Consider the following 23089-nt stretch of genomic DNA (forward strand, 5'->3'; position numbering starts at 1 on the left):
TGGCGCAACAGAATGAGGGTGTGAGAGGTTTTCATGTCGCCAACCGTACTCATTGGGGTAAATATTGGCAAGCGCTTGCGAAAAATTGATAGAAATCTTCCGTAATGCTTGCCAATAGATATTTTTCAGCGCTTAAAGCCCGGGAATCGAGATTTTATTGCCGGGTGCTTTTCAGGTGCGCAACCGAGCATCAAGGCTCGAATGCGCCAATGAAGATCGCCGGGTCTACCCGCGCATCGTTCAGGCTGACGTTCCAGTGCATGTGCGGACCGGTCGCGCGGCCAGTGGCGCCGACTTTGCCGACCACGCCGCCGCGCGCCACGGCATCACCGACCTTCACATCGATCTTCGACAGGTGGCAGAACATGCTGATGAAGCCTTGGCCGTGGTCGACGAACACGGTCTGGCCATTGAAGAAGTAATCACCGGTCAGAATCACCTTGCCCGCCGCCGGAGACTTGATTGGCGTGCCGGCCGGCACGGCGAAGTCCAGGCCCGAGTGCGGGTTGCGCTCTTCACCGTTGAAGAAGCGCCGCACGCCGAAGCGGCTCGACAGCGGGCCGTTGACCGGTTTGTCGAGAATCAGGTTGCTCGGCGTGCCGGGGCTGAAGCTGCGATACGCCTTGAGCTGTTCGGCCAGTTCGCGCTCGTAACGCTTGGTCTGCTCGGCGTCCGGCGTGACCTGGCTTTGGTTTTTCAGGGTGATGCGCTGTTCTTTGTATTTCTTGCTGCCCACGGTGAACGCAAGCGTGCGACCGCCGCTGAGCACTTGTTGGCTGCCCGGCTTGACCGTCAGAGGAATGCCGACAATGGCCAGCCAGCGCGTGCCTTGCTCATTGACTACCAGCACCGGCTTGCCCTGGTAAGTGGCTTTGGGCGCCTGGGCTGCGTTGCCCAGATCGATGACGGCGACGCCGCCAGGCACCGGCTTGTTGAGGGTGCGGGTGATAAAGCTGTCAGCAAAGGCGGGCAGGCTTAACAGCAGGGCAAGCAGCGGTGCGATAACACGTAGCATTGGCAGATCAATCCAGAAGAGAAAGGGTCACAGGCGTCAGGTGATTGTCTTCGACGCGCACCTGCAATTCGCCTTCGCTGAGGCGAGCCGTCAGACGCTGGCCAGTATGGGTTTGTTCAGCGCGGCGTACTGCCTGGCCACGTTCGTCTAGCAGAATGCTGTAGCCTCGACCCAGTGTGGCCAGTGGACTGACCACGTGCAGGGTCTGCACTTGATGTTGCAGATGCAGGCGGCGGGCCTTGATCTGCTCGCGGATTGCGCGGGGCAGTCGCTCGGCCAGGCTGTCCAGGCGCTGGCGCAGGAACGCCAGTGTGCGGCCCGGATGCTGCGCGGCCAGCCGGCTTTGCAAATGGGTCATCTGCGTCTCGCGCTTGCGCATGCTGTGCTCGAAGGCCCGGCGCAGGCGCATGTCCAGGTCATCGAGGCGCTGTGCCTGCTGGCGCAAGCGTTCGCCGGGGTGGCGCAGGCGCCGCGTCAGACCCTCGAGCCTGAGCTGTTCGCGCATCAGCTTTTCACGCAGGCGGCTGACCAGGCGGCGTTGCAGGTTCTCGACCTGACGATGCAGGTCGCTGGAGTCCGGGGCCAGTAGCTCGGCGGCAGCCGAGGGCGTCGGGGCGCGAACATCGGCGACGAAGTCGCTGATCGACACATCGGTTTCATGACCCACGGCGCTGACGATCGGCGTGACACAGGCATCGATGGCCCGCGCCACGGCTTCTTCGTTAAAGCACCACAAATCTTCCAGCGAACCGCCACCACGGGCGAGGATCAAGGCATCGAAGCCCCGGCGGTCGGCCAGTTGCAACGCACGGACGATCTGATTGATGGCTTCGCGGCCCTGCACGGCGGTCGGAATCAGCGTCAGCTCGACCTGCGGCGCACGGCGGCGAAATACGCTGATGATGTCGCGGATTACCGCGCCCGTCGGCGAACTGACAATCCCGATGCGGCGTGGGTGCGAGGGCAGGGCGACCTTGCGCTCGGTGCTGAACAGGCCTTCTTCGCTGAGCTTGGCTTTCAGCGCTTCGAAGGCCTGGCGCAACGCACCATCACCGGCAGGCTCCAGCGTGTCGAGGATCAACTGATAGTCGCCACGCCCCTCATACAGCGACACCTTGCCGCGCGCCTTGACCTGCAAACCGTCCTTGAGTGCCTGGCGCACCCGGGCGGCGTTCTGGCGAAACAGCGCGCAGCGCACTTGAGCGCCGGAATCCTTGAGGGTGAAGTACACATGGCCCGAGGCCGGGCGCGAGAGGTTGGAAATCTCGCCTTCGACCCAGACGCTGCTGAATACATCCTCCAGCAACACCCGGGCACGGCCGTTGAGCTGGCTGACAGTGAGGACTTCCCGGTCCAGGCCGAGTCTTGCAAAAGGGTCTTTGATCATGGCGGGCATCATAAAGCGATTTACCGCCCGGCCACCACTGGTGCTTTTGCCGCGCATGCCTTTATATACGCGCACAAAAAAAGCATTCAGGGACGATGTCGTGATTATCGAACAAGCGCTGCAATGGTTTGCGCAATTGGGCTTTTCGCCGCTGGACTGGCTGTGGATCGAGCTGGCTGTGGTGGGCGCCTATATCGTCTTTGGCATCGCCGGCTTCGGCACGGCGCTGGTGGCAGGTCCCATCCTGATTCACTTTATGCCGCTGTCGCGGATCATTCCCTTGCTGGTCATGCTCGACTTCATCGCAGCCCTGGGCAACCTGCTGCCGGCGCGGCACTCGGTGGTCAAGGCTGAACTACTGCGTTTGCTGCCCTTTATGGCGGTGGGCTGCACGCTGGGCGTGGTGTTTCTGCTTAACCTGAAATCCGATGTGCTGCTGTTGCTGATGGGCCTGTTCGTCACCGCCTATGCGCTGTATAGCCTGGCGGTGAAAGTGCGGCCCAGCCAGTTGGCGGCAGGTTGGGCGGTGCCAGCGGGCACGGTGGGTGGCCTGTTCGGGGCGTTGTTTGGCAGTGGCGGCTTTCTATATGCCATTTACCTCAATGGTCGCTTGAGCTCAAAGGAGCAGGCGCGGGCCACACAGGGCGCGTTGATCAGTTGCAGCACCATCGTGCGCCTGAGTTTGTTCGTGATTGCCGGCGTGTACGCCGAAATCCCGCTGCTGGTGCTGGCGGCGTGTCTATTGCCGGCGATGCTGATCGGCTCGTGGATTGGCCGCCGGGTGACCATGAAGCTCTCGCGTGAAGCGTTCGTCAGGTTCATCACCTGGTTGGTGCTGGTCAGTGGTATTGCGCTGATCGTCCGTTACTTCAGCGGATGACGCTTGACCTGCGGCAGAGGGCGATTAAGCTGCCGCCCTCTGATTCCCATGTATGACAATCGCCCCATGAGTAGCCAAAGCATCATCGTCCCGCAAATCTCCAGCTTTCCGGCGCGTGAAGCCATGGCGCGCAAGATCCTGCGCTGGCTGGTCACGCTGGATGTGGTCGAGCCTGAACTGAGCACCTGCGGACGCAGCGGCAACCGCATGGCCTACGCCATCGCACCGGGCGCACGCAAGGTCGTGGAGCACCCTGAGCTTCTACCGTTCGGCCAGGCGCTGAACGGTCTGGAGATTGTCACCAAGCGCTGCATTTATACCCCGCTTGAGGGGTTTGCCGAAGAAGCCGGTTGCCCGGAGTGCCGCAAGGAAATCGGCGAGGCGCTGTTCGACAGCCTTGAAGACTGGATGCCCAGGCACACCGATAACTTCATTTGCCCGCTGTGCAGGCATGAAGACGATATAAACGGCTTTCTGTTTCTCGACCCGTGCGGCTTTTCCAATCTGGGCTTTATCTTTAACGATTGGCTGGCGGCGGGCTTCAAACAGAGCTTTATCGACGAATTTGCCGCACGGCTTGACCGACCGGTGTCGTGGGTAAAAGTGCGCTTATAACCCCAGCTATAGAAAACGCGTCGAACAGGCCGAGTTTTTGCATTGAGCAGCCCGCTGTGTATAGGTATAATGGCGCGCTTCCAATTTTCCCGCTCGGGAGCCCCCGCGATGCTGCGTATCAGTCAAGAAGCCTTAACATTTGACGACATTCTCCTTGTACCCGGTTATTCCGAAGTACTGCCCAACGAAGTCAGTCTGAAATCCCGTTTGACCCGCGGCATCGAGCTGAATATCCCGCTGGTCTCGGCCGCGATGGACACCGTCACCGAAGCCCGTCTGGCCATCGCCATGGCTCAGGAAGGCGGTATCGGCATCATCCACAAGAACATGACCATCGACCAGCAAGCTGCTGAAGTGCGCAAGGTCAAGAAGTTCGAAGCCGGTGTTGTCAAAGACCCGATCACCATCGAAGCCGACGCTACTGTGCGCGATCTGTTCGACCTGACCCGCCAGCACAACATTTCCGGTGTACCGGTGCTGCACGACGGCGATCTGGTCGGCATCGTCACCTCGCGTGACGTGCGTTTCGAGACCCGTCTGGACATTCCGGTCCGCGAAGTCATGACCCCCAAAGAGCGTCTGGTCACCGTCCGTGAAGGCGCTGACAAGAACGAAGTGCGCGACCTGCTGCACAAGCACCGTCTGGAAAAGGTCCTGATCGTCGACGCCAAGTTCGCGCTCAAGGGCATGATGACCGTCAAGGACATCGAAAAAGCCAAGGCCTATCCGCTGGCCAGCAAGGACGACCAGGGTCGTCTGCGCGTCGGCGCTGCGGTCGGTACTGGCAAGGACACTGGCGAGCGCGTTGCCGCGCTGGTGGCTGCCGGCGTTGACGTGGTGGTGGTCGACACCGCCCACGGTCACTCCAAAGGCGTGATCGACCGCGTTCGCTGGGTCAAGGAAACCTACCCGCAAGTGCAGGTCATCGGTGGCAACATCGCGACCGGCGCTGCGGCCAAGGCTCTGGTTGAAGCTGGCGCCGACGCGGTCAAGGTCGGTATCGGCCCAGGCTCGATCTGCACCACCCGTATCGTTGCCGGTGTCGGCGTGCCGCAGATCAGCGCCATCGCCAACGTCGCTGCCGCCCTTGAAGGCACTGGCGTTCCATTGATCGCCGACGGCGGCATCCGCTTCTCCGGCGACCTGTCCAAGGCCATCGTGGCGGGCGCTTCGGCGGTGATGATGGGTTCGATGTTCGCCGGTACCGAAGAGGCACCGGGCGAAATCGAACTGTTCCAGGGCCGCTCGTACAAGGCTTACCGTGGCATGGGCTCGCTGGGCGCCATGTCCCAGGCACAGGGCTCTTCGGACCGCTACTTCCAGGACTCGTCCGCCGGCGCTGAAAAGCTGGTACCGGAAGGCATCGAAGGCCGCGTCGCCTATAAAGGCTCGCTGTCGGCGATCATCCATCAACTGATGGGCGGCCTGCGTTCCTCGATGGGCTACACCGGCAGCGCCAACATCGAAGAGATGCGTACCAAGCCGGAATTTGTCCGCATCACCGGTGCCGGCATGGCCGAATCCCACGTCCACGACGTGCAGATCACCAAAGAAGCGCCGAACTACCGGGTCGGCTAAGGCCGACAAGCTTCAAGCGATCAGCTTCAAGCTATAAGCGGTAGCTGCTTTGACGCAGCTACCGCTGACTCCGACAACTTGCAGCTTGCAGCTTCAAGCTTGCAACTGCTCTCCAGAGCCTTCCCCATGTCTCTTGATATTCACGCTCACCGTATCCTGATCCTCGACTTCGGTTCCCAGTACACCCAGCTGATTGCCCGCCGCGTGCGCGAAATCGGCGTGTACTGCGAACTGCATCCGTTCGACATGGACGATGAAGCCATTCGCGAGTTCGCTCCAAAAGGCGTGATCCTCGCCGGCGGTCCCGAGTCCGTGCACGAAGCCGACAGCCCGCGCTGCCCGCAAGCGGTGTTCGACCTGGGTGTGCCGGTCTTCGGCATCTGCTACGGCATGCAGACCATGGCCGAGCAACTGGGCGGCAAGGTCGAGGGTTCCGAACTGCGTGAGTTCGGTTACGCCCGTGTTGACGTGGTCGGCAAAAGCCGCCTGCTCGACGGCATCGAAGACCACATTGACGCCGACGGCCTGTTCGGCCTCGACGTGTGGATGAGCCACGGTGACAAGGTCACCAAGATGCCGGAAGACTTCCACATTCTGGCCAGTACCCCGAGCTGCCCGATTGCCGGCATGTTCAACGACGAACGCGCTTACTACGGCGTGCAGTTCCACCCGGAAGTGACCCACACCAAGCAGGGCGGTCGCATCCTGTCGCGCTTCATCCTCGACATCTGCGGCTGCGAAGCGCTGTGGACCCCGTCGAAGATCGCTGAAGACGCCATCGCCCAGGTTCGCGCCCAGGTCGGCACCGACAACGTCCTGCTGGGCCTGTCCGGCGGCGTCGACTCCTCGGTGGTTGCGGCCCTGCTGCACAAGGCCATCGGTGACCAGCTGACCTGCGTCTTCGTCGACAACGGCCTGCTGCGCTTGCACGAAGGCGAGCAAGTCATGGCCATGTTCGCCGAGAACATGGGCGTCAAGGTCATCCGCGCCAACGCTGAAGACCAGTTCCTGACCAACCTGGCCGGCGAAAGCGACCCGGAGAAGAAGCGCAAGATCATCGGCCGCACCTTCATCGACGTCTTCGACGCCCAGTCGGCCCAGCTGGACAACATCAAGTACCTGGCCCAAGGCACCATCTACCCCGACGTGATCGAGTCGGCTGGCGCCAAGAGCGGCAAGGCCCACGTGATCAAGTCGCACCACAACGTCGGCGGCCTGCCAGAGGAAATGAACCTCAAGCTGGTCGAGCCACTGCGCGAACTGTTCAAGGACGAAGTCCGCCGTCTGGGCCTGGAACTCGGCCTGCCGTACGACATGGTCTACCGCCACCCATTCCCCGGCCCAGGCCTGGGCGTGCGCATCCTCGGTGAAGTGAAGAAGGAATACGCCGACCTGCTGCGTCGCGCCGACCACATCTTCATCGAAGAACTGCGCAAGGCCGACTGGTACCACAAGGTCAGCCAGGCCTTCGTGGTGTTCCAGCCGGTGAAATCGGTGGGCGTGGTCGGTGATGGCCGTCGCTATGCGTGGGTTGTTGCACTGCGGGCGGTGGAAACCATCGACTTCATGACCGCGCGTTGGGCGCATTTGCCTTACGAACTGCTGGAAACGGTGAGTGGCCGGATCATCAACGAGATCGAGGGTATTTCCCGCGTGACCTACGACGTATCGAGCAAGCCGCCGGCGACGATTGAGTGGGAATGATCCCGCGTCCGGCACTGACCGGCACGATCTAGCAAGAAATGCCCTGGAGCCCGCGTAATTGCGGGCTTTTGGTTTTTTAGGTCTGGCAAGTCAATGGATCAAATACGCTGATCAGTGCGAAACCACAGCGTGGTGTGATTTCGCAGGGCTCGTTTGAGCTTTTACTTGTCGGTTGAGACCTGAGCCGGATGACCAGCGGAGCGTGCGCGTTGCTCAATATGCGTCAATCTGTGGACGTTTGATCGACCAAGCTTTGTGGTTGCCTTGGTTGGCACAGCAGTTGTAACTTCGAGCTTCAGTCAGCGAGGACATCTCATTGAACGACTCGGAACATCTTGAAGAACTGTGCGCCCGTTTCAATTCTGGAGAAGATCTGAGGTTTACGTTTTTCTGGGGGCACCGGCGTAGTAAAACTGTCGTCACAGCTTCATGCTTCAGCCAATGGTTTGAGGCCGGATTCATAGTCGAGGGGCAACATTACCCGACAGCCGAACACTTCATGATGGCTGAGAAAGCGGCCTTGTTCGACGATCAGGAAATTCGTGCGCAGGTGCTCCACGCCCCGACGCCTGATGCCGCCAAAGCCCTTGGTCGCAACGTGCGCGGATTCAATGAGAAGGTTTGGCTGCAACATCGATACGACATTGTCGTTCGAGCGAACCTGGCCAAGTTCTCTCAGAATCCCGAGTTGAACGAATATCTTCTACAAACCGGTACGAGCGTGATTGTCGAAGCCAGTCCAGTTGATAGCGTCTGGGGTATAGGGCTCGCACAGGACAATGCAGATGTGAACAATCCGAATCTGTGGAAAGGCTTGAATCTGCTGGGATTTGCACTGATGCAGGTGCGGGATGAGACGGATATGCCAACCCCAAGGGATAGCCCCTAGCGAGCGCCTTTCTTATGAGGAGCAAAGGCGCTCTGCGCAGTCAGAGCCAAGGCTATCCATCAGCAAGTGGAACAGACTAAATGCCGTAGTGGTCTCAAGTGTGCTCCCTGGCAACAGACTGTTCTTGCATGGGGGTATTCCTCAACGTTGGGGTATTTTTTCCATAGGAGTTTTCACGTGTCCTGGAAGTCAAATCTTGTCGTGCTCGCTTTATCAGCCGTTGCCGTTTCGGCGCAGGCCCAATCCGATCATCAAGTGGTCGAGCAGATGGTGACTCGCTCGGCCAATGTCTGCCCAGGCCATAGCACGGAGCGCACCATGCCCGGGGTGAAGGCGGTGCCGGTCGGCGCGTTGCGGGTCATGCTTGACCGCGGTCTGGTCATGTGTCCCGACCGGCGCCTGGATGCCGACGCGCCGGCTGTGTTCTACGGTAGGGTTGGCGTCTTTGTATGGAACCCGGAAGTGCCTGCAAGCTCGGGAGTAATCGCCAAACAGATTGACGTCATGACCCGAAAGGACGAGTACCCATCGCAGACCCTGGTTTGGGATGCCGAGGGTAAGCCACTTGAGCAGCGCACTGTGCCCGCTTTCGAACCCAAGCCAGGGGCTGCTGTGCTGTACCAGATACGGTAACTCTGGATTCGGAGAGCTATTCGCCAGCGCGAGCGGATTTACGGTTGTCACTCGCAGCACGAGTCCTGGCAAGGCTTACCGGCGCCCTTCGCACACCGGTGATTCGCCGATGCGGCCTTCCTTGCACAAGTCAATGTTATCTGTGCGTTTGAAGCCTGCGTCTTTCATGCAGTAAAACTGTGTGAGCACCTGGTCAATCGGCGTCGTGTCCCCCGTTCCTGTCAGGTTGATATAGCCGCATGCTCTCATGGCGCTTTTGACGCCCTCTTGCGAGACCCCGCTTTTTTTCCAATTGGTAAATTCCGGCGGTGGCGGTTGAAAGCCCCTGCCTGTGCAGCCAACCAGTAACAGGGCGCAAAAACTCAGCAGCAGGCTCCTCGTGAACATGGCGTTATTCCTTATGATTTGACTCGTACGAAGTGTGATATGCCGTCATGGCGGGTCAACTCCACAGCAGCACGCGACAGCGTACAGTGAACTTTTGTTTTGCAGAGGGCTCCATTCAGGCCTTCTTTCAGACTGTTCAGGGATCGAATGAAAACCTCTTTGGCGTTTCCATTAGCAATCACTTTCGCGCTTGTCATGACCGGCTGCAGCAGCCGTCAGGCGGGTGATCTTACTTCGGAGCCGGTCGTTCCACTGGCCATGAATGACCATCAAGCCAGCGTGACTTTCCGGACCATAGGCGGCGAGGGTGATCATCCTGTCAGTTACACGTACTGGTATGCCAATGGTGGATTCCAGCGCGCGGGTGATCGGGTTTACGACTCTGCTTACTTCAAGCGTATACCGGCTTATCTGAAAAAAATTGCCGGTGGTACTGACAGCATCAGCAAGCTGGTCGAGGCTGACAAAACGGTCTACGTGGAAGGGGTGGTCAAGGCAAAAACGTTTACCTTGAACGGTATTCCCATGCCTACGCCGTTCGACAATGAGCAGCCCGCTGCGCAACAATTCACGCCGCAAGCCAGGAAGAATTACCTGGTTGAAACCGTGATCGCCGACACTTGGGTCATGAGCGTGTACGAAGTTTCCGCAACCGGTGAACGCAAAACCATCGGTGCGCCCAAAAAAGATGCCGGCGCAAACTGACCTGGCCGGTACATTGGGATAACCCGACCTATACCAGCAGCGGTTCCAGCTCACCACTGAGAAATTGCTGCACATAATCCGAAGCGGGCGCTGCACGCAGTGTCGCGGGGCACGACCATTGTTCGAGGCGGCCATCGCGCATGACGCCAATCCGGTCGGCCATGGCAAACGCTTCATCCTGGTTGTGTGTCACGATGATTGCCGTGTGGTTGGTCGCCTTGATGATCTCGCGCACTTCACTGGCCAGTCGTTCGCGGGTGTTCACATCCAGGTTGGAGAACGGCTCGTCGAGCAGCAGAATCTCCGGCGCGGGCGCCAGTGCCCGTGCCAGGGCAACCCGTTGCTGTTGCCCGCCAGACAGCTCATGCGGATAGCGGCTGCCGATATCCGGCAAACGCACCGCGTCGAGCATCTCCTGCACACGAAGCTGGCGGCCCTGCTTGCTGACGCCGCGAACCCCAAAGCCCACGTTCTCGCCGACCGTCAGGTGCGGGAACAAGGCGTAGTCCTGAAACATCATGCCGATGCGCCGATCTTCCGGCGCGATATGCACCTTGGCCGATGACAGCAGCCGGCCATCCAGGCTCAGCGATCCTGCAAGCACCGGTTCGAAACCGGCGAGGGCGCGTAGTACAGTCGATTTGCCGCAGCCGGACGATCCGAGCAAGCAGCCGATCTGCCCTCTGTCCAGTGTCAGGGAAAAAGCATGAATGACATTCAGCAGGCCGCGTGGCGTGTCATAAGCGACCCGCACACCCGCCAGTTCGAGATAGGGACGGCAGGCACGATCTTGCGGCTGATTGGCAGACATGGGTCAGTGTCCATAAGAAAGTCTGGTGCGGGCCAGCAGGACGACAGGCAACAAGCCCGCCAATACGATCAGGATGGCGGCGATGGCGCCTTCCTCATAGGTGCCGCGTGAGGCCTCGGCATACAGCCGGGTGGCCAGCGTGTCGAAATCAAGCGGGCGCAGTAACAGTGTTGCCGAGAGTTCTTTCATCGTATCGACGAACACCAGCAGCGCGCTGGCTGCCAGTGCCGGGCGCAGCAGCGGCAGGTGGACCCGGCGCAAGGTTGCGCCGGGGTGTTCGCCCAACGTCCGTGCAGCCTGCTCGATGGACGCAGGCACACGGGTCAGGCCAGCCTCGACAGCGCCGATCGGAATGGCCAGAAAGCGAATGCAGTAAGCGATGATCAGCAACCCGGTAGACCCCATCAGGAACAACGTCTGAGTGCCCAGCAAGCCACCGAGCAGATGTTCGATCAGCATCGCTGGCGTCATCAGGCCGATGGCCAATACCGTGCCAGGCAGTGCATAGCCGAGGCTGCCGACTCGCGCAAAACCTCTGGCCGGCTGACGCCAGGCACTCTCACGCAGGGTTCTGCCGGCCCAGGCGATCATCAGCCCGGCGCACACGGTCATGATGGTGGCCAGCGAGGCGACCAGCAGCGTGTTATAGAGGCTGTCGAGCAAGGCGCGGGATACCCCGGCCGATTGATCGAGGCGTTTCCAGGCTTGCACACACAGATAGGCCGCCGGGATCACAAAGCCGATCAATACCGGAATCAGCCCCAGCGCCAGGGCAAGCAGCGCGGCTGGCCCGTGCAGAGTGCGGGGGCGCATCGGTTGCATCTTCTGGGTATTGGCAAAGCGCTGGCGTGCGCGGCCTTTACGCTCCATCAGGATCAAACCAATGATCACCACCAGCATGGTCAGGGCGATTTGCGCTGCAGCCGCCAGATCAGAGCGTGCCGTCCACGCGGTGTACACCGATACGGTGAGGGTCTTCACACCCAGAAAGCTCGATGCGCCTATGTCATTGAGGGTTTCAAGCAGGGCCAGACTCAGCCCCACCGCCCAGGCAGGTCGGGCCAGCGGCAGGACAATGCGCCGGAACACTTCCTGGCGCCGGGCACCCAGGGTTCTTGCGGCCTCGATCAGGTTGGCCGCCTGGGTGAGGAACATCGCGTGCAGGGTCAGGTAGACGTAGGGGTAAAGCACAAAGCCCAGAATCAGAATCGCGCCGGTCATGTTGCGCACGTCGGGCAAGCGCCATTCACGCGGGCTGCTGTAACCCAGCAGTGCCCTTAACGTCGATTGCACCGGGCCGATCGGATGCAGCAGATCCAGATAGGCATAAGCCATGATGTAGGTCGGCACCGCCAACGGCAACAGCAGCGCCCAACCGAGCAGGGCCTTGCCCGGAAAGTCGTAAGCGGTCAGCAGCCAGGCACTGCCGACACCCAGCAGGGTCACCACCACACCGACACCTGCCAGCAGGATCAGCGTGTCGCGCAGGGCAATGGGCACCACGTTATTGAGCAAATGCTGCCAGTGGGCAACATCACCCGCAAAGGCATGCCAGAGCAGCGCGGCGACCGGCGCAATGACCATCAGGGCTACCAGCAATGAACCTGCCGGAGCCCACCAGCCACGCACGGCGCGGGAAAAACGCAAAGAGTAGACGTTCATCGATCGCGGGGGTATCTAAAGGTGAGCAATCGCGTCAGTTGTCGAAACCGACTTTATCCACCAGTTCACTGGCCTGTTTACGGTACCTGGCCACTTCTGCCACGTTCAGCGTGTCGGCCTTCAACGGCCCTAGCGCCGCGATCACCGGATCAAGCTCAACGCCTTCACGGACCGGATACTCATAGTTGGCCTTGGCATACAGCGCCTGGGCATGCTCGGAGACCAGGAACTCGAGGAAGCTGACGGCGTTGTCGCGGTTCGGAGCGTTCTTCGCCACCGATGCGCCACTGATGTTCACATGGGTGCCGCCATTGGTGTTGCTAGCGAAGGTCGGGCGCACGACCTTGATGGCATCCCCCCAGGCGCGATCATCGGTGCCCGGCTGGGCGTTCTTCATGTGCCCGACGTAGTAGGCGTTGGCGATGCCGAGATCGCAGATGCCGCCGAGGATGTCACGGGCCACGTTACGGTCGCCGCCGGCCGCCGGACGCGCCAGGTTTTTCTTCACGCCCTCAAGCCAGGTCTGTGTGGCTGCCGCTCCATCGTGGGCGATCATTGCCGCAATCAGTGCGGTGTTATACGGGTGCTGACCGGCACGGATGCAGACCTTGCCTTTCCACTTCGGATCGGCCAGTTCTTCGTAAGTAAACGAGGTAATCGGCAGGTTCTTGTCGGCATACAGCACACGATCGCGCATCGACAACGCGAACCACTGACCGTCAGCGCCGCGCAGGTTGGCTGGAATCACCTGCTCAAGGGTCTTGGATTTGACCGGCTGGGTGACGCCGCCCTCAACCAGATCCATCAGATTGCCAATGTCGACCGTCATCAGCACGTCGGCCGGCGAGCGTTCGCCTTCGGCCTTGACGCGTTCCAGCAAACCCTCGGAAACGAAGATCGTCTTGACCTGTACGCCGGTCTTCTTGGTGTAGGTCTCAAGCAAAGGCTGGATCAGCTTGGGCTCACGGGTGGTGTACAGGTTGAGTTCTTTGGCAAACGCGCTACCGGTAGCGCCCATTGCTGCCGTAACGGCCAGTACGGTTGCCGCAAGTTGACGCACTGGAAACTTCTTGGACGACATCTTCTTTTCCTTTTTTTATGAAGTCTGGAACACTCGGCAGCCACCGGGCGGATGCTGACGGACGTTGGCAAACGTCAGCAAACCTTTGAGGCAGGTAGTAACAGCGAATTATATGCATTATCGGTACGGCCCACCGTTGCAGAATGTGTGTCAAATCATTTGCGCAAGTCGCAGGCCGGAGTATTTATGTCTTTAGATAAAAAGCTTGTCTGTGCTTTATACAGCGAATTGTTCGATGACAATTTTGAGCGGTACAAGGCAGCTTTGAACAAGCCGATCGAGGGCGGTCAGGATGCCTATGCCAAGGCCAGAAACGCCTTGGCATTGCTGGATGAGGCCAAGAGATCGGACGTTATCAATTTCTTGAGGCTGGTGATTGCAGACACCGCTTCCACGATTTTAAGTACGCTGGATGGCGTCCATTTTCCTGATGATTGGGACGAGGACTGCGTGCTTTCTTGCGCCGGCAAGGAAATCCAGGGTGACCTTGCGGATCTTTTCATCGAGAAAGGCGAGCATGACGGCATCTATGACTAGCTTGAAATTGCTGGGGGCGATGCCCGGCTCCTCTGCAAGCCACCCTTACACATTCCCATCCCCGCGTGTATCGTATTGACCCCCTCGCACCTGCCAACAGGTGCCTTTCGTCATCGTTTTCAAGGTGTCCGCTGACATGTCCTTTACCCGTCGCCAGATTCTCACCGGTATCGCCGGCCTTGCCGTAGTCGGCCTGGGTGCTGGCGGGGCGGCGCGTTACTGGCTGGGTCAGCGCGGGCCGGGGGAGGGGCATGATTTCGAGTTGATCGCCGCCCCCCTGGATGTCGAGCTGATTGCGGGCCACAAGACCCCGGCCTGGGCTTTTGGCGGCAGCGCGCCGGGCACCGAGCTGCGGGTACGGCAAGGCGAGTGGCTGCGGTTGCGCTTTATCAACCATTTGCCGGTCGAGACCACTATTCACTGGCATGGCATTCGCGTGCCGCTGGAGATGGACGGCGTGCCGTATGTGTCGCAGTTGCCGGTCAAGCCGGGCGAGTATTTCGATTACAAGTTCCGGGTGCTGGACGCCGGCAGCTTCTGGTATCACCCGCATGTCAGCAGCAGCGAAGAGCTGGGGCGCGGGCTGGTCGGGCCGTTGATCGTCGAGGAGCGCGAGCCCACCGGATTTGCCCATGAGCGCACGCTCAGCCTGAAGAACTGGCATGTCGATGAAGTCGGGGCGTTTACCGAATTCAGCGTGATCCGCGAGGCGGCACGCGAAGGCACGGCCGGGCGCCTTTCTACGATTAATGGTGAACATCGCAGCGTGATCGAGCTGCCGGCCGGTCAGATCACCCGTGTGCGGTTGCTCAATCTGGATAACACGGTGACCTACCGCATCAATCTGCCGGACGCCGAGGCGCGGATTTATGCCATCGACGGCAATCCGGTCGAGCCACGGCCGCTGGGCAAGGATTACTGGCTGGGGCCGGGCATGCGCTTGTGCCTGGCAGTCAAGGCGCCGCCAGCGGGCGAGGAGTTGTCGTTGCGCAATGGTCCGGTGCGCTTGGGGACCTTGCGTTCGGTGGCCAATAACGACGCGCCCGGCGACTGGCCGCCCGCCTTGCCGGCCAATCCGCTGCCCGAGCCGGATCTGGAGAATGCCGAGACAATCAATTTCAACTTCGAGTGGGTCGGGGCGGTGTCCGAAGGGACTGACAATGGCAAGCTGCCGAGCCTCTGGCAGATCAACGGTCAAGCCTGGGATATCACCGACAAGACCTGCGCCGATCGACCGATTGCCAGGCTCAAGCTGGGTAACAGTTATATCTTCGAGCTGAAGAACATGGCTCAGTACCAGCACCCGATTCATTTGCATGGCATGAGCTTCAAGGTGCTCAAGTCGGATCGGCGCAAGATCATCCCGTACTTTACCGACACCTTCCTGCTCGGCCGTAACGAGCGCGCCTGGGTGGCGCTGGTGGCGGATAACCCTGGCGTGTGGATGTTCCACTGCCATGTGATCGACCACATGGAAACCGGCCTGATGGCCGCCATCGAGGTGTCGTGATGCGCCAGCCAATGATCATCGACCGTAGCCGCGATCAGGATTTCATGCGCGAAGCCTTGGCGCTGGCGGCGCAGGGTGCGCTGCTGGGTGAGGTGCCGGTGGGCGCTGTGCTGGTGATGAGCGGACAGATTGTCGGGCGCGGTTACAACTGCCCGATCAGCGGCAGCGACCCCAGTGCGCACGCCGAAATGGTCGCCATCCGCGATGCAGCGCAGGCGATCAGCAATTACCGGCTACCGGGCAGTACGCTGTATGTGACGCTGGAGCCTTGCAGCATGTGCGCGGGCTTGATCGTCCATTCGCGCATTGGCCGGGTGGTGTATGGCGCGCTGGAGCCCAAGGCCGGTGTGGTGCAAAGCCAGGGGCAGTTCTTTACCCAGGGCTTTCTCAATCACCGTGTGCTGTATGAAGGCGGGGTGCTGGGGGAGGAGTGCGGCAGCATGCTCAGCGAGTTTTTCCGGATGCGGCGGGCGTTGCAAAAGTCTTGATGCGTATTGGCTACGGTGTTGTGGCGGGTGCCGGTGCTGGCGTTGATGCTGGCTGCGACGCCCCTGCCGGCACGGTCTTGTCGACGCCCGGCACGTGCAACTTGCCTTCGGCCACCTGGCTACCTTCCAGCTGAGGCTGGGTTACCCAGGTCAGGATGTCGTAATAACGGCGGATGTTGGCGACAAAATGCACCGGCTCACCGCCGCGCGCATAGCCGTAGCGGGTCTTGCTGTACCACTTCTTTTGCGACAGACGCGGCAGCATCTTCTTCACGTCCAGCCACTTGTTGGGGTTCAGCCCTTCGTTGACCGCCAGTTTGCGCGCATCTTCCAGATGACCGCCGCCCACGTTGTAGGCCGCCAGGGCCAGCCAGGTGCGGTCAGGCTCCTGAATGTCGGCATCGAGCTGTTCTTTGACGTAGGCAAAATACTTGGCGCCGCCCTGAATGCTTTGTCGGGCGTCCAGGCGGTTGGTCACGCCCATGGCCTGTGCGGTGTTCTGGGTCAGCATCATCAGCCCGCGCACGCCGGTCTTGGAGGTGACGGTGGGCTGCCACATCGATTCCTGATAGCCGATGGCCGCCAGCAGGCGCCAGTCGACTTGCTCCTTTTTCGATGAGGTCTGGAAGAATTTTTCGTACTTGGGCAGGCGTTCCTGCAAGTGCTGGGCAAAGGTGTAGGCGCCGACATAGCCCAACACGTCGACATGGCCGTAGTAACGGTCCTTGAGGCGTTGCAGGGTTTCGTTTTTCTCGACCTTGGCGAGGAAGGCATTGATCTCGTTGAGCAGGCTGTTGTCTTCGCCCGAGGCCACGACCCAGCGCTGCTGGCGGGTCTCGCCCAGGTCGAAGGCGACCCGCACGTTGGAGAAATACACCTGGTTCATCGCCAGTTCATTGGAGTCCACCAGGGTCAGGTCGATCTGCCCCTCGTCGACCATACGCAACAGGTCGACCACCTCGACGGCGTCGGACTCTTCATATTCCAGGGCCGGGTACTGGGTCTTGAGCGTGGCCAGTTGCTCGGCATGGCTGCTGCCCTTGAGCACCACGATGCGTTTGCCGACCAGATCGCCGGGTTCGGTCGGACGCGACTGGCCGTTGCGGTAAACGACTTGCGGTGTCACTTCCAGATAAGGGTGCGAGAAGCGCGCCTGCTGGCTGCGTTTTTGCGTTTCGATCAGCCCGGCGGCACCCAGAACCGGACCGCCAGGCTGTTGCAGGCGATCAAAGAGTTCGTCGAGGTTGTCGGCGGTTTCGATCTTCAGTTCGACGCCCAGGTCGTCGGCAAAACGCTTGACCAGCTCGTATTCGAAGCCGGTTTCGCCGTTGCGATCCTGGAAGTAGGTGGCCGGGCTGTTGCGGGTGATCACGCGCAGCACGCCGTCCTCCTTGACTCGCTCCAGTGTGTTGGGTTTATCCACACAGGCGCCGAGCAGCAGGAAGAGTCCGGTTGCGATGAGCCATCTGACGCAACGAATACGGAAATCTGGTTGGGAGAACATCGGTGCAGTATACGCAAAGGACCTTGAGCGCCATATATCGACAGCAAAGCTTGTGTCTGATAAGAAAACCGCCTGTTTTTTGTTAAACAGCCAATAAAGATGCTGGCGCGACATTGCGGCGCATGCCGTGCAGCCGTTTTGGGTGCCAGAAGGACCGCTTTAGGCTAGAATGCGTGGCCTCAAAGTACACCCCCCTTCCCGAGGCTGTCCCGACGATGTTGATCCTGCGTGGTGCTCCTGCCCTTTCTGCTTTCCGCCACAGCAAATTGCTGGAACAACTGAAACAAAAAGTTTCAGCTGTCAGTGGCCTGTATGCCGAATTCGCTCACTTCGCTGAAGTCTCCGGCGCACTGAGCGACCAGGAGCAACAGGTCCTTGACCGTTTGCTGAAATACGGCCCGAGCGTGCCGGTTCAGGAGCCGACCGGGCGCCTGTTCCTGATCGTGCCCCGTTTCGGCACTATTTCGCCGTGGTCGAGCAAGGCCAGCGACATTGCCCGTAACTGTGGCCTAGACAAGATCCAGCGCCTGGAGCGCGGCATTGCCTTTTATGTAGAAGGCCAGTTCAGCGATGCCGAGGCGCAAGCCGTCGCCGCTGTGCTGCACGACCGCATGACCCAGCTGGTACTGACCTCGCTGGACCAGGCCGCCGGCCTGTTCAGCCATGCCCAGCCGCGTCCGCTGACCTCTGTCGATATCCTCGGCGGTGGTCGCGCTTCGCTGGAGAAAGCCAACGTCGAGCTGGGCCTGGCCCTGGCTGAAGACGAGATCGATTACCTGGTCACCAGCTTCACCGGCCTGAACCGCAACCCGAACGACATCGAACTGATGATGTTCGCCCAGGCCAACTCCGAGCACTGCCGGCACAAGATTTTCAACGCCAGCTGGGATATCGATGGTCAGGAACAGGAAAAAAGCCTGTTCGGCATGATCAAGAACACCTACGTCATGCACAACGAAGGCGTTCTGTCGGCGTACAAAGACAACGCCTCGGTGATTGTCGGCCATGAAGCCGGGCGCTTCTTCCCGAATCCTGAAACCCGCCAGTACGGTGCGGTCAAGGAGCCGGTGCACATCCTGATGAAGGTCGAGACCCACAACCACCCGACTGCCATCGCGCCATTCCCGGGTGCCTCCACCGGCTCCGGCGGCGAGATTCGCGACGAAGGTGCAACCGGTCGCGGCGCCAAGCCAAAGGCCGGCCTGACCGGTTTCACCGTATCCAACCTGCAGATTCCAGGTTTCGAGCAGCCTTGGGAAAAGCCTTACGGCAAGCCTGAGCGTATCGTTACCGCGCTGGACATCATGATCGAAGGCCCGCTGGGCGGCGCTGCGTTCAACAACGAATTCGGTCGTCCGGCCCTGACCGGCTATTTCCGTACCTTCGAGCAGTCGATCAGTACCCCGCACGGCGACGAAGTGCGCGGCTACCATAAGCCGATCATGCTCGCCGGTGGCATGGGTAACATCCGTGCCGAACACGTGCAAAAGGGCGAAATCACCGTTGGCGCCAAGCTGATCGTGCTCGGCGGCCCGGCCATGCTGATCGGCCTGGGCGGCGGCGCTGCCTCGTCGATGGCCACCGGCACCAGCTCTGCCGACCTCGATTTCGCTTCTGTGCAGCGCGAAAACCCGGAAATGGAGCGTCGTTGCCAGGAAGTCATCGACCGTTGCTGGCAATTGGGCGACAACAACCCGATCGCCTTCATCCACGACGTGGGCGCAGGCGGTCTGTCCAATGCCTTCCCTGAACTGGTCAACGACGGCGGCCGTGGTGGTCGTTTCGAACTGCGCAACGTGCCCAACGACGAGCCGGGCATGGCGCCGCTGGAAATCTGGAGCAACGAATCCCAGGAACGTTATGTTCTGGCGGTCAGCGCCGAGGACTTCGAGCGCTTCCAGGCCATCTGTGAGCGCGAGCGCTGCCCGTTTGCCGTCGTCGGTGAGGCCACTGAAGAGCCGCACCTGACCGTGACCGACAGCCACTTCGGCAACAGCCCGGTGGACATGCCGCTCGAAGTGCTGCTCGGCAAGGCGCCGCGCATGCACCGTTCGGTTCAGCGTGAAGCCGAGCAGGGCGACGATTTCGACCCAAGCGTGCTGGATCTGGCCGACAGCGTGCAGCGCGTGCTGCATCACCCGGCCGTGGCCAGCAAAAGCTTCCTGATCACCATCGGTGACCGCAGCATCACCGGCCTGGTCGCTCGCGACCAGATGGTCGGCCCCTGGCAAGTGCCGGTGGCTGACTGCGCCGTGACCGCCACCAGCTTCGACGTCAACACCGGTGAAGCCATGGCCATGGGCGAGCGCACGCCGCTGGCTCTGCTCGATGCGGCGGCTTCGGCACGCATGGCGGTCGGCGAGACGCTGACCAACATCGCCGCCTCGCACATCGCGAAAATCTCCGACATCAAACTGTCGGCCAACTGGATGTCGGCAGCCGGTCACCCCGGTGAAGACGCCCGTCTTTACGACGCGGTCAAGGCCGTTGGCATGGAACTGTGCCCTGAGCTGGGCATTACCATTCCGGTCGGCAAAGACTCGATGTCGATGAAGACCCGCTGGAGCGACGAAGGCACCGAGAAGAGCGTGACCTCGCCGATGTCGCTGATCGTGACCGGCTTTGCGCCGGTGGCCGACATTCGCAAGACCCTGACCCCGCAACTGCGCATGGACAAGGGCGAAACCGACCTGATCCTCATCGATCTGGGCCGTGGCCAGGACCGTATGGGCGGCTCGATCCTCGCTCAGGTACACGGCAAGCTGGGCCGCAGCGTGCCGGACGTCGACGACGCCGAAGACCTGAAAGCGTTCTTCGCTGTGATCCAGGGCCTGAACGCCGATGGCCACCTGCTGGCTTACCACGACCGTTCTGACGGTGGTCTGCTGGTCAGCGTGCTGGAAATGGCCTTCGCCGGTCATTGCGGCCTGCAACTGTGCCTTGATGGTCTGGCTGAAAACGTCTCCGAACTGTCGGCCATCCTGTTCAACGAAGAGCTGGGTGCAGTCATCCAGGTTCGTCAGGATGCCACCGCCAATGTACTGGCCCAGTTCAGCGCTGCCGGTCTGTCGGACTGCGTCGCGGTGATCGGCAAGCCGCTCAACAACGACGAAGTCTCGATCAGCTACAACGGCGTCGCGGTCTTCAACGCTCAGCGTCATCAGTTGCACCGCGAGTGGGCGCAGACCAGCTACCAGATCCAGCGCCTGCGCGATAACCCCGAGTGCGCCGACCAGGAATTCGGTCTGCTGCTTGAAGAAGACAACCCGGGCCTGAACGTAAAACTGGGCTTTGACGTCAACGACGACATCGCAGCGCCTTACATCAAGAAGGGCGTGCGTCCGCAAGTGGCCGTACTGCGTGAGCAGGGCGTCAACGGTCAGGTCGAGATGGCAGCCGCCTTCGACCGCGCCGGCTTCAACGCCATCGACGTGCACATGAGCGATATTCTCGCCGGTCGTGTCGACCTCAATGAGTTCAAGGGTCTGGTCGCCTGCGGTGGCTTCTCCTACGGCGACGTGCTGGGCGCCGGTGAAGGCTGGGCCAAGTCGGCGCTGTTCAACAGCCGTGCCCGTGACGCCTTCCAAGGCTTCTTCGAGCGCACCGACAGCTTCACGCTGGGCGTGTGCAACGGTTGCCAGATGCTCTCTAATCTGCACGAGCTGATTCCGGGCAGCGAGCTGTGGCCACACTTCGTGCGCAACCGTTCGGAGCAGTTCGAGGCACGCGTGGCGCTGGTGCAGATCCAGGAGTCGCCGTCGATCTTCCTGCAAGGCATGGCCGGTTCGCGCATGCCGATCGCCATCGCCCACGGTGAAGGCCATGCAGAGTTCGCCAGCAGCGATGCTTTGGCCCTGACCGATGCTTCCGGCACTGTGGCCCTGCGTTATGTCGACAACCATGGCAAGGTGACCGAAACCTACCCGGCCAACCCGAACGGTTCGCCGCGCGGTATCGGCGGCCTGACCACCCGTGACGGTCGCGTGACCATCATGATGCCGCACCCTGAGCGGGTTTTCCGTGCCGTGCAGAACTCCTGGCGTCCGGACGACTGGAACGAGGACGCGGCCTGGATGCGCATGTTCCGCAATGCGCGCGCCTGGGTGAACTGAGTCAGTGTATAAGCTCGCGTTCTTCGTCCCGGCCAGTCATCTGGCCGTGGTGAAGAACGCCGTATTCGCCGCCGGTGCCGGGCGAATCGGTGACTACGACCACTGTGCCTGGCAGGTGTTGGGCCAGGGCCAGTTCCGCCCGCTGGACGGCAGCCAGCCGTTCATCGGGCAGAGCGGGGTGGTCGAAGAAGTTGCAGAGTGGAAAGTCGAGATGGTCGTCGCCGACGACCATATTCGTGCGGCGGTGGCAGCGCTCAAGCTCAGCCACCCCTACGAGACGCCTGCTTGTAGGACCGACTTCAGTCGGGAAGCAAACACCGCGTAACGGCTTTCGCGGCTAAAGCCACTCCTACGAGTTCGGCGCTGCATCGTTTAAGGCCTGATTTCGATCATCGTGCCGTCTTTCACCAGATCCCATATCTCGCGCATGTCATTGTTCTTCAGCGCGATGCAGCCTTCTGTCCAGTCCAGCGTATGGAAATACCACTCCGGGTATTCTTCATCGATGGGCGTGCCGTGGATCATGATCATGCTACCGGGTTTCACGCCTGCCGCCTTGGCGCGCTCGCTGTCGGCCGCGTTCGGGTAAGACACATGCATCGACAGGTTGTAGCGGCTGCTGGGCTTGCGCCAGTCGAGCCAGTAAAAGCCTTCGGGCGTGCGCTTGTCGCCTTCCTGTAGCTTGGTGCCCTTGGGGTTCTTGCCCAGCGATACCCGATAGGTCTTGAGTGCCTCACCGTCGCTGATCAACTGCAACTGGCGCGCCGACTTGATGACAAGTACCTTGTCGATGCGTCGTTCAGACAGTTTTACGGTGTTGATCACCTTTTCGCCGACGATCTTCTGCTCGCTGCCCTTGGGCACGATGGTCTGGGTGAAGGCCGCTTGAGAGGCGGATGCGAACGACAGGCACAGTACGGCGAACAACCAGCGCATTGACGTTTTCCTGAGGGCGCGTCGTCGACGTGCCGGGCAGTGGAGGGTTTAAGTCGGGCGTGAGGCCGGCAGCGCTTGAGCGTGCACAGGGTAGTGCTGTTCGCGCCGGTCGGCGAAGAAGCATTCTAGGGTACGCTTGACCGTCATGAAAGCCAGGTCGCCCCAGGGAATGTCGGCTTCGTCGAACAATTGCACTTCCAGGCTCTCGATACCGGCGGCAAACGCGTTGCCTGCCAGTTCTGCGCGATAGAACACATGCACCTGATTGATGTGCGGCACATCGATCATGGCGTACAGGTGCAGCTCGTGAAGTTCGGCGCAGGCTTCTTCGAGGGTTTCGCGGCGCGCAGCCTGCTCGACGGTTTCGCCGTTCTCCATGAAGCCTGCCGGCAAGGTCCAGTAACCGTGGCGCGGCTCGATGGCGCGGCGGCACAGCAGCACCTTGTCGCCTACGGTGACCAGGCAGCCGGCAACGATGTTCGGGTTCTGATAATGAATGGTGTGGCAGTGGTCGCACACAAAACGCAAGCGGCTGTCGCCGTCGGGAATGCGCTGGGTAACCGCCTGGCCGCAATGGCTGCAGAAATTCATGGCGTGGTTCGATCAGTGAGGGCAGGCGTTATCTTGGCCTGCCACATGGCCGGTCAGCAAGTTT

General features: G+C 60.7%; 21 protein-coding genes. 12 read left to right on the plus strand and 9 right to left on the minus strand.

Features of this window, described 5'->3' with window-relative positions; all coding sequences use genetic code 11:
* Positions 1-190: 190 nt before the first annotated feature.
* Positions 191-1015: a peptidoglycan DD-metalloendopeptidase family protein gene (locus ACYP2A_RS23695; protein WP_459748373.1), complete on the minus strand. Its 825-nt coding sequence runs from the start codon at positions 1013-1015 to the stop codon at positions 191-193.
* Positions 1016-1022: 7 nt separating this feature from the next.
* Positions 1023-2402, minus strand: a complete 1380-nt coding sequence (xseA, locus tag ACYP2A_RS23700) for an exodeoxyribonuclease VII large subunit (protein ID WP_459748374.1) — start codon at positions 2400-2402, stop codon at positions 1023-1025.
* Between the two features lie 100 nt (positions 2403-2502).
* On the opposite strand from xseA, the gene ACYP2A_RS23705 reads away from it, so the two are divergent.
* From ACYP2A_RS23705 to ACYP2A_RS23730, 6 genes are all read left to right on the plus strand, one after another.
* Positions 2503-3282: a sulfite exporter TauE/SafE family protein gene (locus ACYP2A_RS23705; protein WP_459748375.1), complete on the plus strand. Its 780-nt coding sequence runs from the start codon at positions 2503-2505 to the stop codon at positions 3280-3282.
* A 66-nt stretch (positions 3283-3348) separates the two neighbouring features.
* Entirely contained in the window at positions 3349-3897 is a 549-nt protein-coding gene (locus ACYP2A_RS23710) for a sugar ABC transporter ATPase (protein ID WP_459748376.1), read from the plus strand.
* Between the two features lie 108 nt (positions 3898-4005).
* On the plus strand, positions 4006-5475 hold the full coding sequence (gene guaB, locus ACYP2A_RS23715) for an IMP dehydrogenase (RefSeq protein WP_459748377.1): 1470 nt from the start codon (positions 4006-4008) through the stop codon (positions 5473-5475).
* Positions 5476-5601: 126 nt separating this feature from the next.
* Entirely contained in the window at positions 5602-7179 is a 1578-nt protein-coding gene (gene guaA / locus ACYP2A_RS23720) for a glutamine-hydrolyzing GMP synthase (protein WP_459748378.1), read from the plus strand.
* Positions 7180-7495: 316 nt separating this feature from the next.
* The gene (locus ACYP2A_RS23725; RefSeq protein ID WP_459748379.1) at positions 7496-8068 is read left to right on the plus strand and encodes an NADAR family protein; all 573 of its coding nucleotides are present in this window, start codon (positions 7496-7498) and stop codon (positions 8066-8068) included.
* Positions 8069-8245: 177 nt separating this feature from the next.
* Positions 8246-8701 (plus strand): hypothetical protein, encoded by a 456-nt coding sequence (locus tag ACYP2A_RS23730; RefSeq protein ID WP_459748380.1) that lies wholly within the window; start codon positions 8246-8248, stop codon positions 8699-8701.
* Positions 8702-8776: 75 nt separating this feature from the next.
* Here ACYP2A_RS23730 and ACYP2A_RS23735 read toward each other — a convergent pair whose 3' ends face one another.
* Positions 8777-9088 (minus strand): hypothetical protein, encoded by a 312-nt coding sequence (locus ACYP2A_RS23735; RefSeq protein ID WP_459748381.1) that lies wholly within the window; start codon positions 9086-9088, stop codon positions 8777-8779.
* 147 nt (positions 9089-9235) lie between these two features.
* Here ACYP2A_RS23735 and ACYP2A_RS23740 point away from each other — a divergent pair, with 147 nt between their 5' ends.
* Positions 9236-9793 (plus strand): hypothetical protein, encoded by a 558-nt coding sequence (locus ACYP2A_RS23740; RefSeq protein WP_459748382.1) that lies wholly within the window; start codon positions 9236-9238, stop codon positions 9791-9793.
* Between the two features lie 28 nt (positions 9794-9821).
* Here ACYP2A_RS23740 and ACYP2A_RS23745 read toward each other — a convergent pair whose 3' ends face one another.
* Genes ACYP2A_RS23745 through ACYP2A_RS23755 form a run of 3 tightly spaced genes read right to left on the minus strand, consistent with a single transcriptional unit; the run spans position 9822 to position 13347 of the window.
* Positions 9822-10604 (minus strand): ABC transporter ATP-binding protein, encoded by a 783-nt coding sequence (locus ACYP2A_RS23745; RefSeq protein ID WP_459748383.1) that lies wholly within the window; start codon positions 10602-10604, stop codon positions 9822-9824.
* Positions 10605-10607: 3 nt separating this feature from the next.
* On the minus strand, positions 10608-12266 hold the full coding sequence (locus tag ACYP2A_RS23750; protein WP_459748384.1) for an ABC transporter permease: 1659 nt from the start codon (positions 12264-12266) through the stop codon (positions 10608-10610).
* Between the two features lie 34 nt (positions 12267-12300).
* Complete coding sequence (locus ACYP2A_RS23755; RefSeq protein ID WP_459748385.1) at positions 12301-13347, minus strand: Fe(3+) ABC transporter substrate-binding protein; 1047 nt, start codon at positions 13345-13347, stop codon at positions 12301-12303.
* A gap of 186 nt (positions 13348-13533) precedes the next feature.
* Between ACYP2A_RS23755 and ACYP2A_RS23760 the strand changes: the two genes are divergently transcribed.
* The 3 genes from ACYP2A_RS23760 (at position 13534) to tadA (ending at position 15882) form a co-directional block, all read left to right on the plus strand.
* Positions 13534-13884, plus strand: a complete 351-nt coding sequence (locus tag ACYP2A_RS23760) for a hypothetical protein (protein WP_459748386.1) — start codon at positions 13534-13536, stop codon at positions 13882-13884.
* A 136-nt stretch (positions 13885-14020) separates the two neighbouring features.
* Positions 14021-15394, plus strand: a complete 1374-nt coding sequence (locus tag ACYP2A_RS23765) for a multicopper oxidase family protein (protein ID WP_459748387.1) — start codon at positions 14021-14023, stop codon at positions 15392-15394.
* Positions 15394-15882 carry a tRNA adenosine(34) deaminase TadA gene (tadA, locus tag ACYP2A_RS23770; RefSeq protein ID WP_459748388.1) on the plus strand — a complete coding sequence of 163 codons (489 nt, stop codon included), beginning with the start codon at positions 15394-15396 and terminating at the stop codon, positions 15880-15882. Before ACYP2A_RS23765 ends, tadA begins: the two co-directional genes overlap by 1 nt.
* 10 nt (positions 15883-15892) lie before the next feature.
* On the opposite strand, the gene mltF is transcribed toward tadA, so the two are convergent.
* A complete protein-coding gene (gene mltF / locus ACYP2A_RS23775; protein WP_459748389.1) occupies positions 15893-17386 on the minus strand; it encodes a membrane-bound lytic murein transglycosylase MltF in 1494 nt (497 codons plus the stop codon).
* Positions 17387-17601: 215 nt separating this feature from the next.
* Between mltF and purL the strand changes: the two genes are divergently transcribed.
* Complete coding sequence (gene purL / locus ACYP2A_RS23780; protein WP_459748390.1) at positions 17602-21498, plus strand: phosphoribosylformylglycinamidine synthase; 3897 nt, start codon at positions 17602-17604, stop codon at positions 21496-21498.
* A 4-nt stretch (positions 21499-21502) separates the two neighbouring features.
* Positions 21503-21823 carry an NGG1p interacting factor NIF3 gene (locus tag ACYP2A_RS23785; RefSeq protein WP_459748391.1) on the plus strand — a complete coding sequence of 107 codons (321 nt, stop codon included), beginning with the start codon at positions 21503-21505 and terminating at the stop codon, positions 21821-21823.
* 47 nt (positions 21824-21870) lie between these two features.
* Here ACYP2A_RS23785 and ACYP2A_RS23790 read toward each other — a convergent pair whose 3' ends face one another.
* Both ACYP2A_RS23790 and ACYP2A_RS23795 read right to left on the minus strand, forming a co-directional pair.
* Positions 21871-22434 (minus strand): L,D-transpeptidase family protein, encoded by a 564-nt coding sequence (locus tag ACYP2A_RS23790; RefSeq protein WP_459748392.1) that lies wholly within the window; start codon positions 22432-22434, stop codon positions 21871-21873.
* A 48-nt stretch (positions 22435-22482) separates the two neighbouring features.
* A complete protein-coding gene (locus ACYP2A_RS23795) occupies positions 22483-23025 on the minus strand; it encodes an NUDIX hydrolase (RefSeq protein WP_459748393.1) in 543 nt (180 codons plus the stop codon).
* Between the last annotated feature and the right edge of the window lie 64 nt (positions 23026-23089).

This window comes from Pseudomonas sp. 3A(2025) (assembly GCF_054589175.1).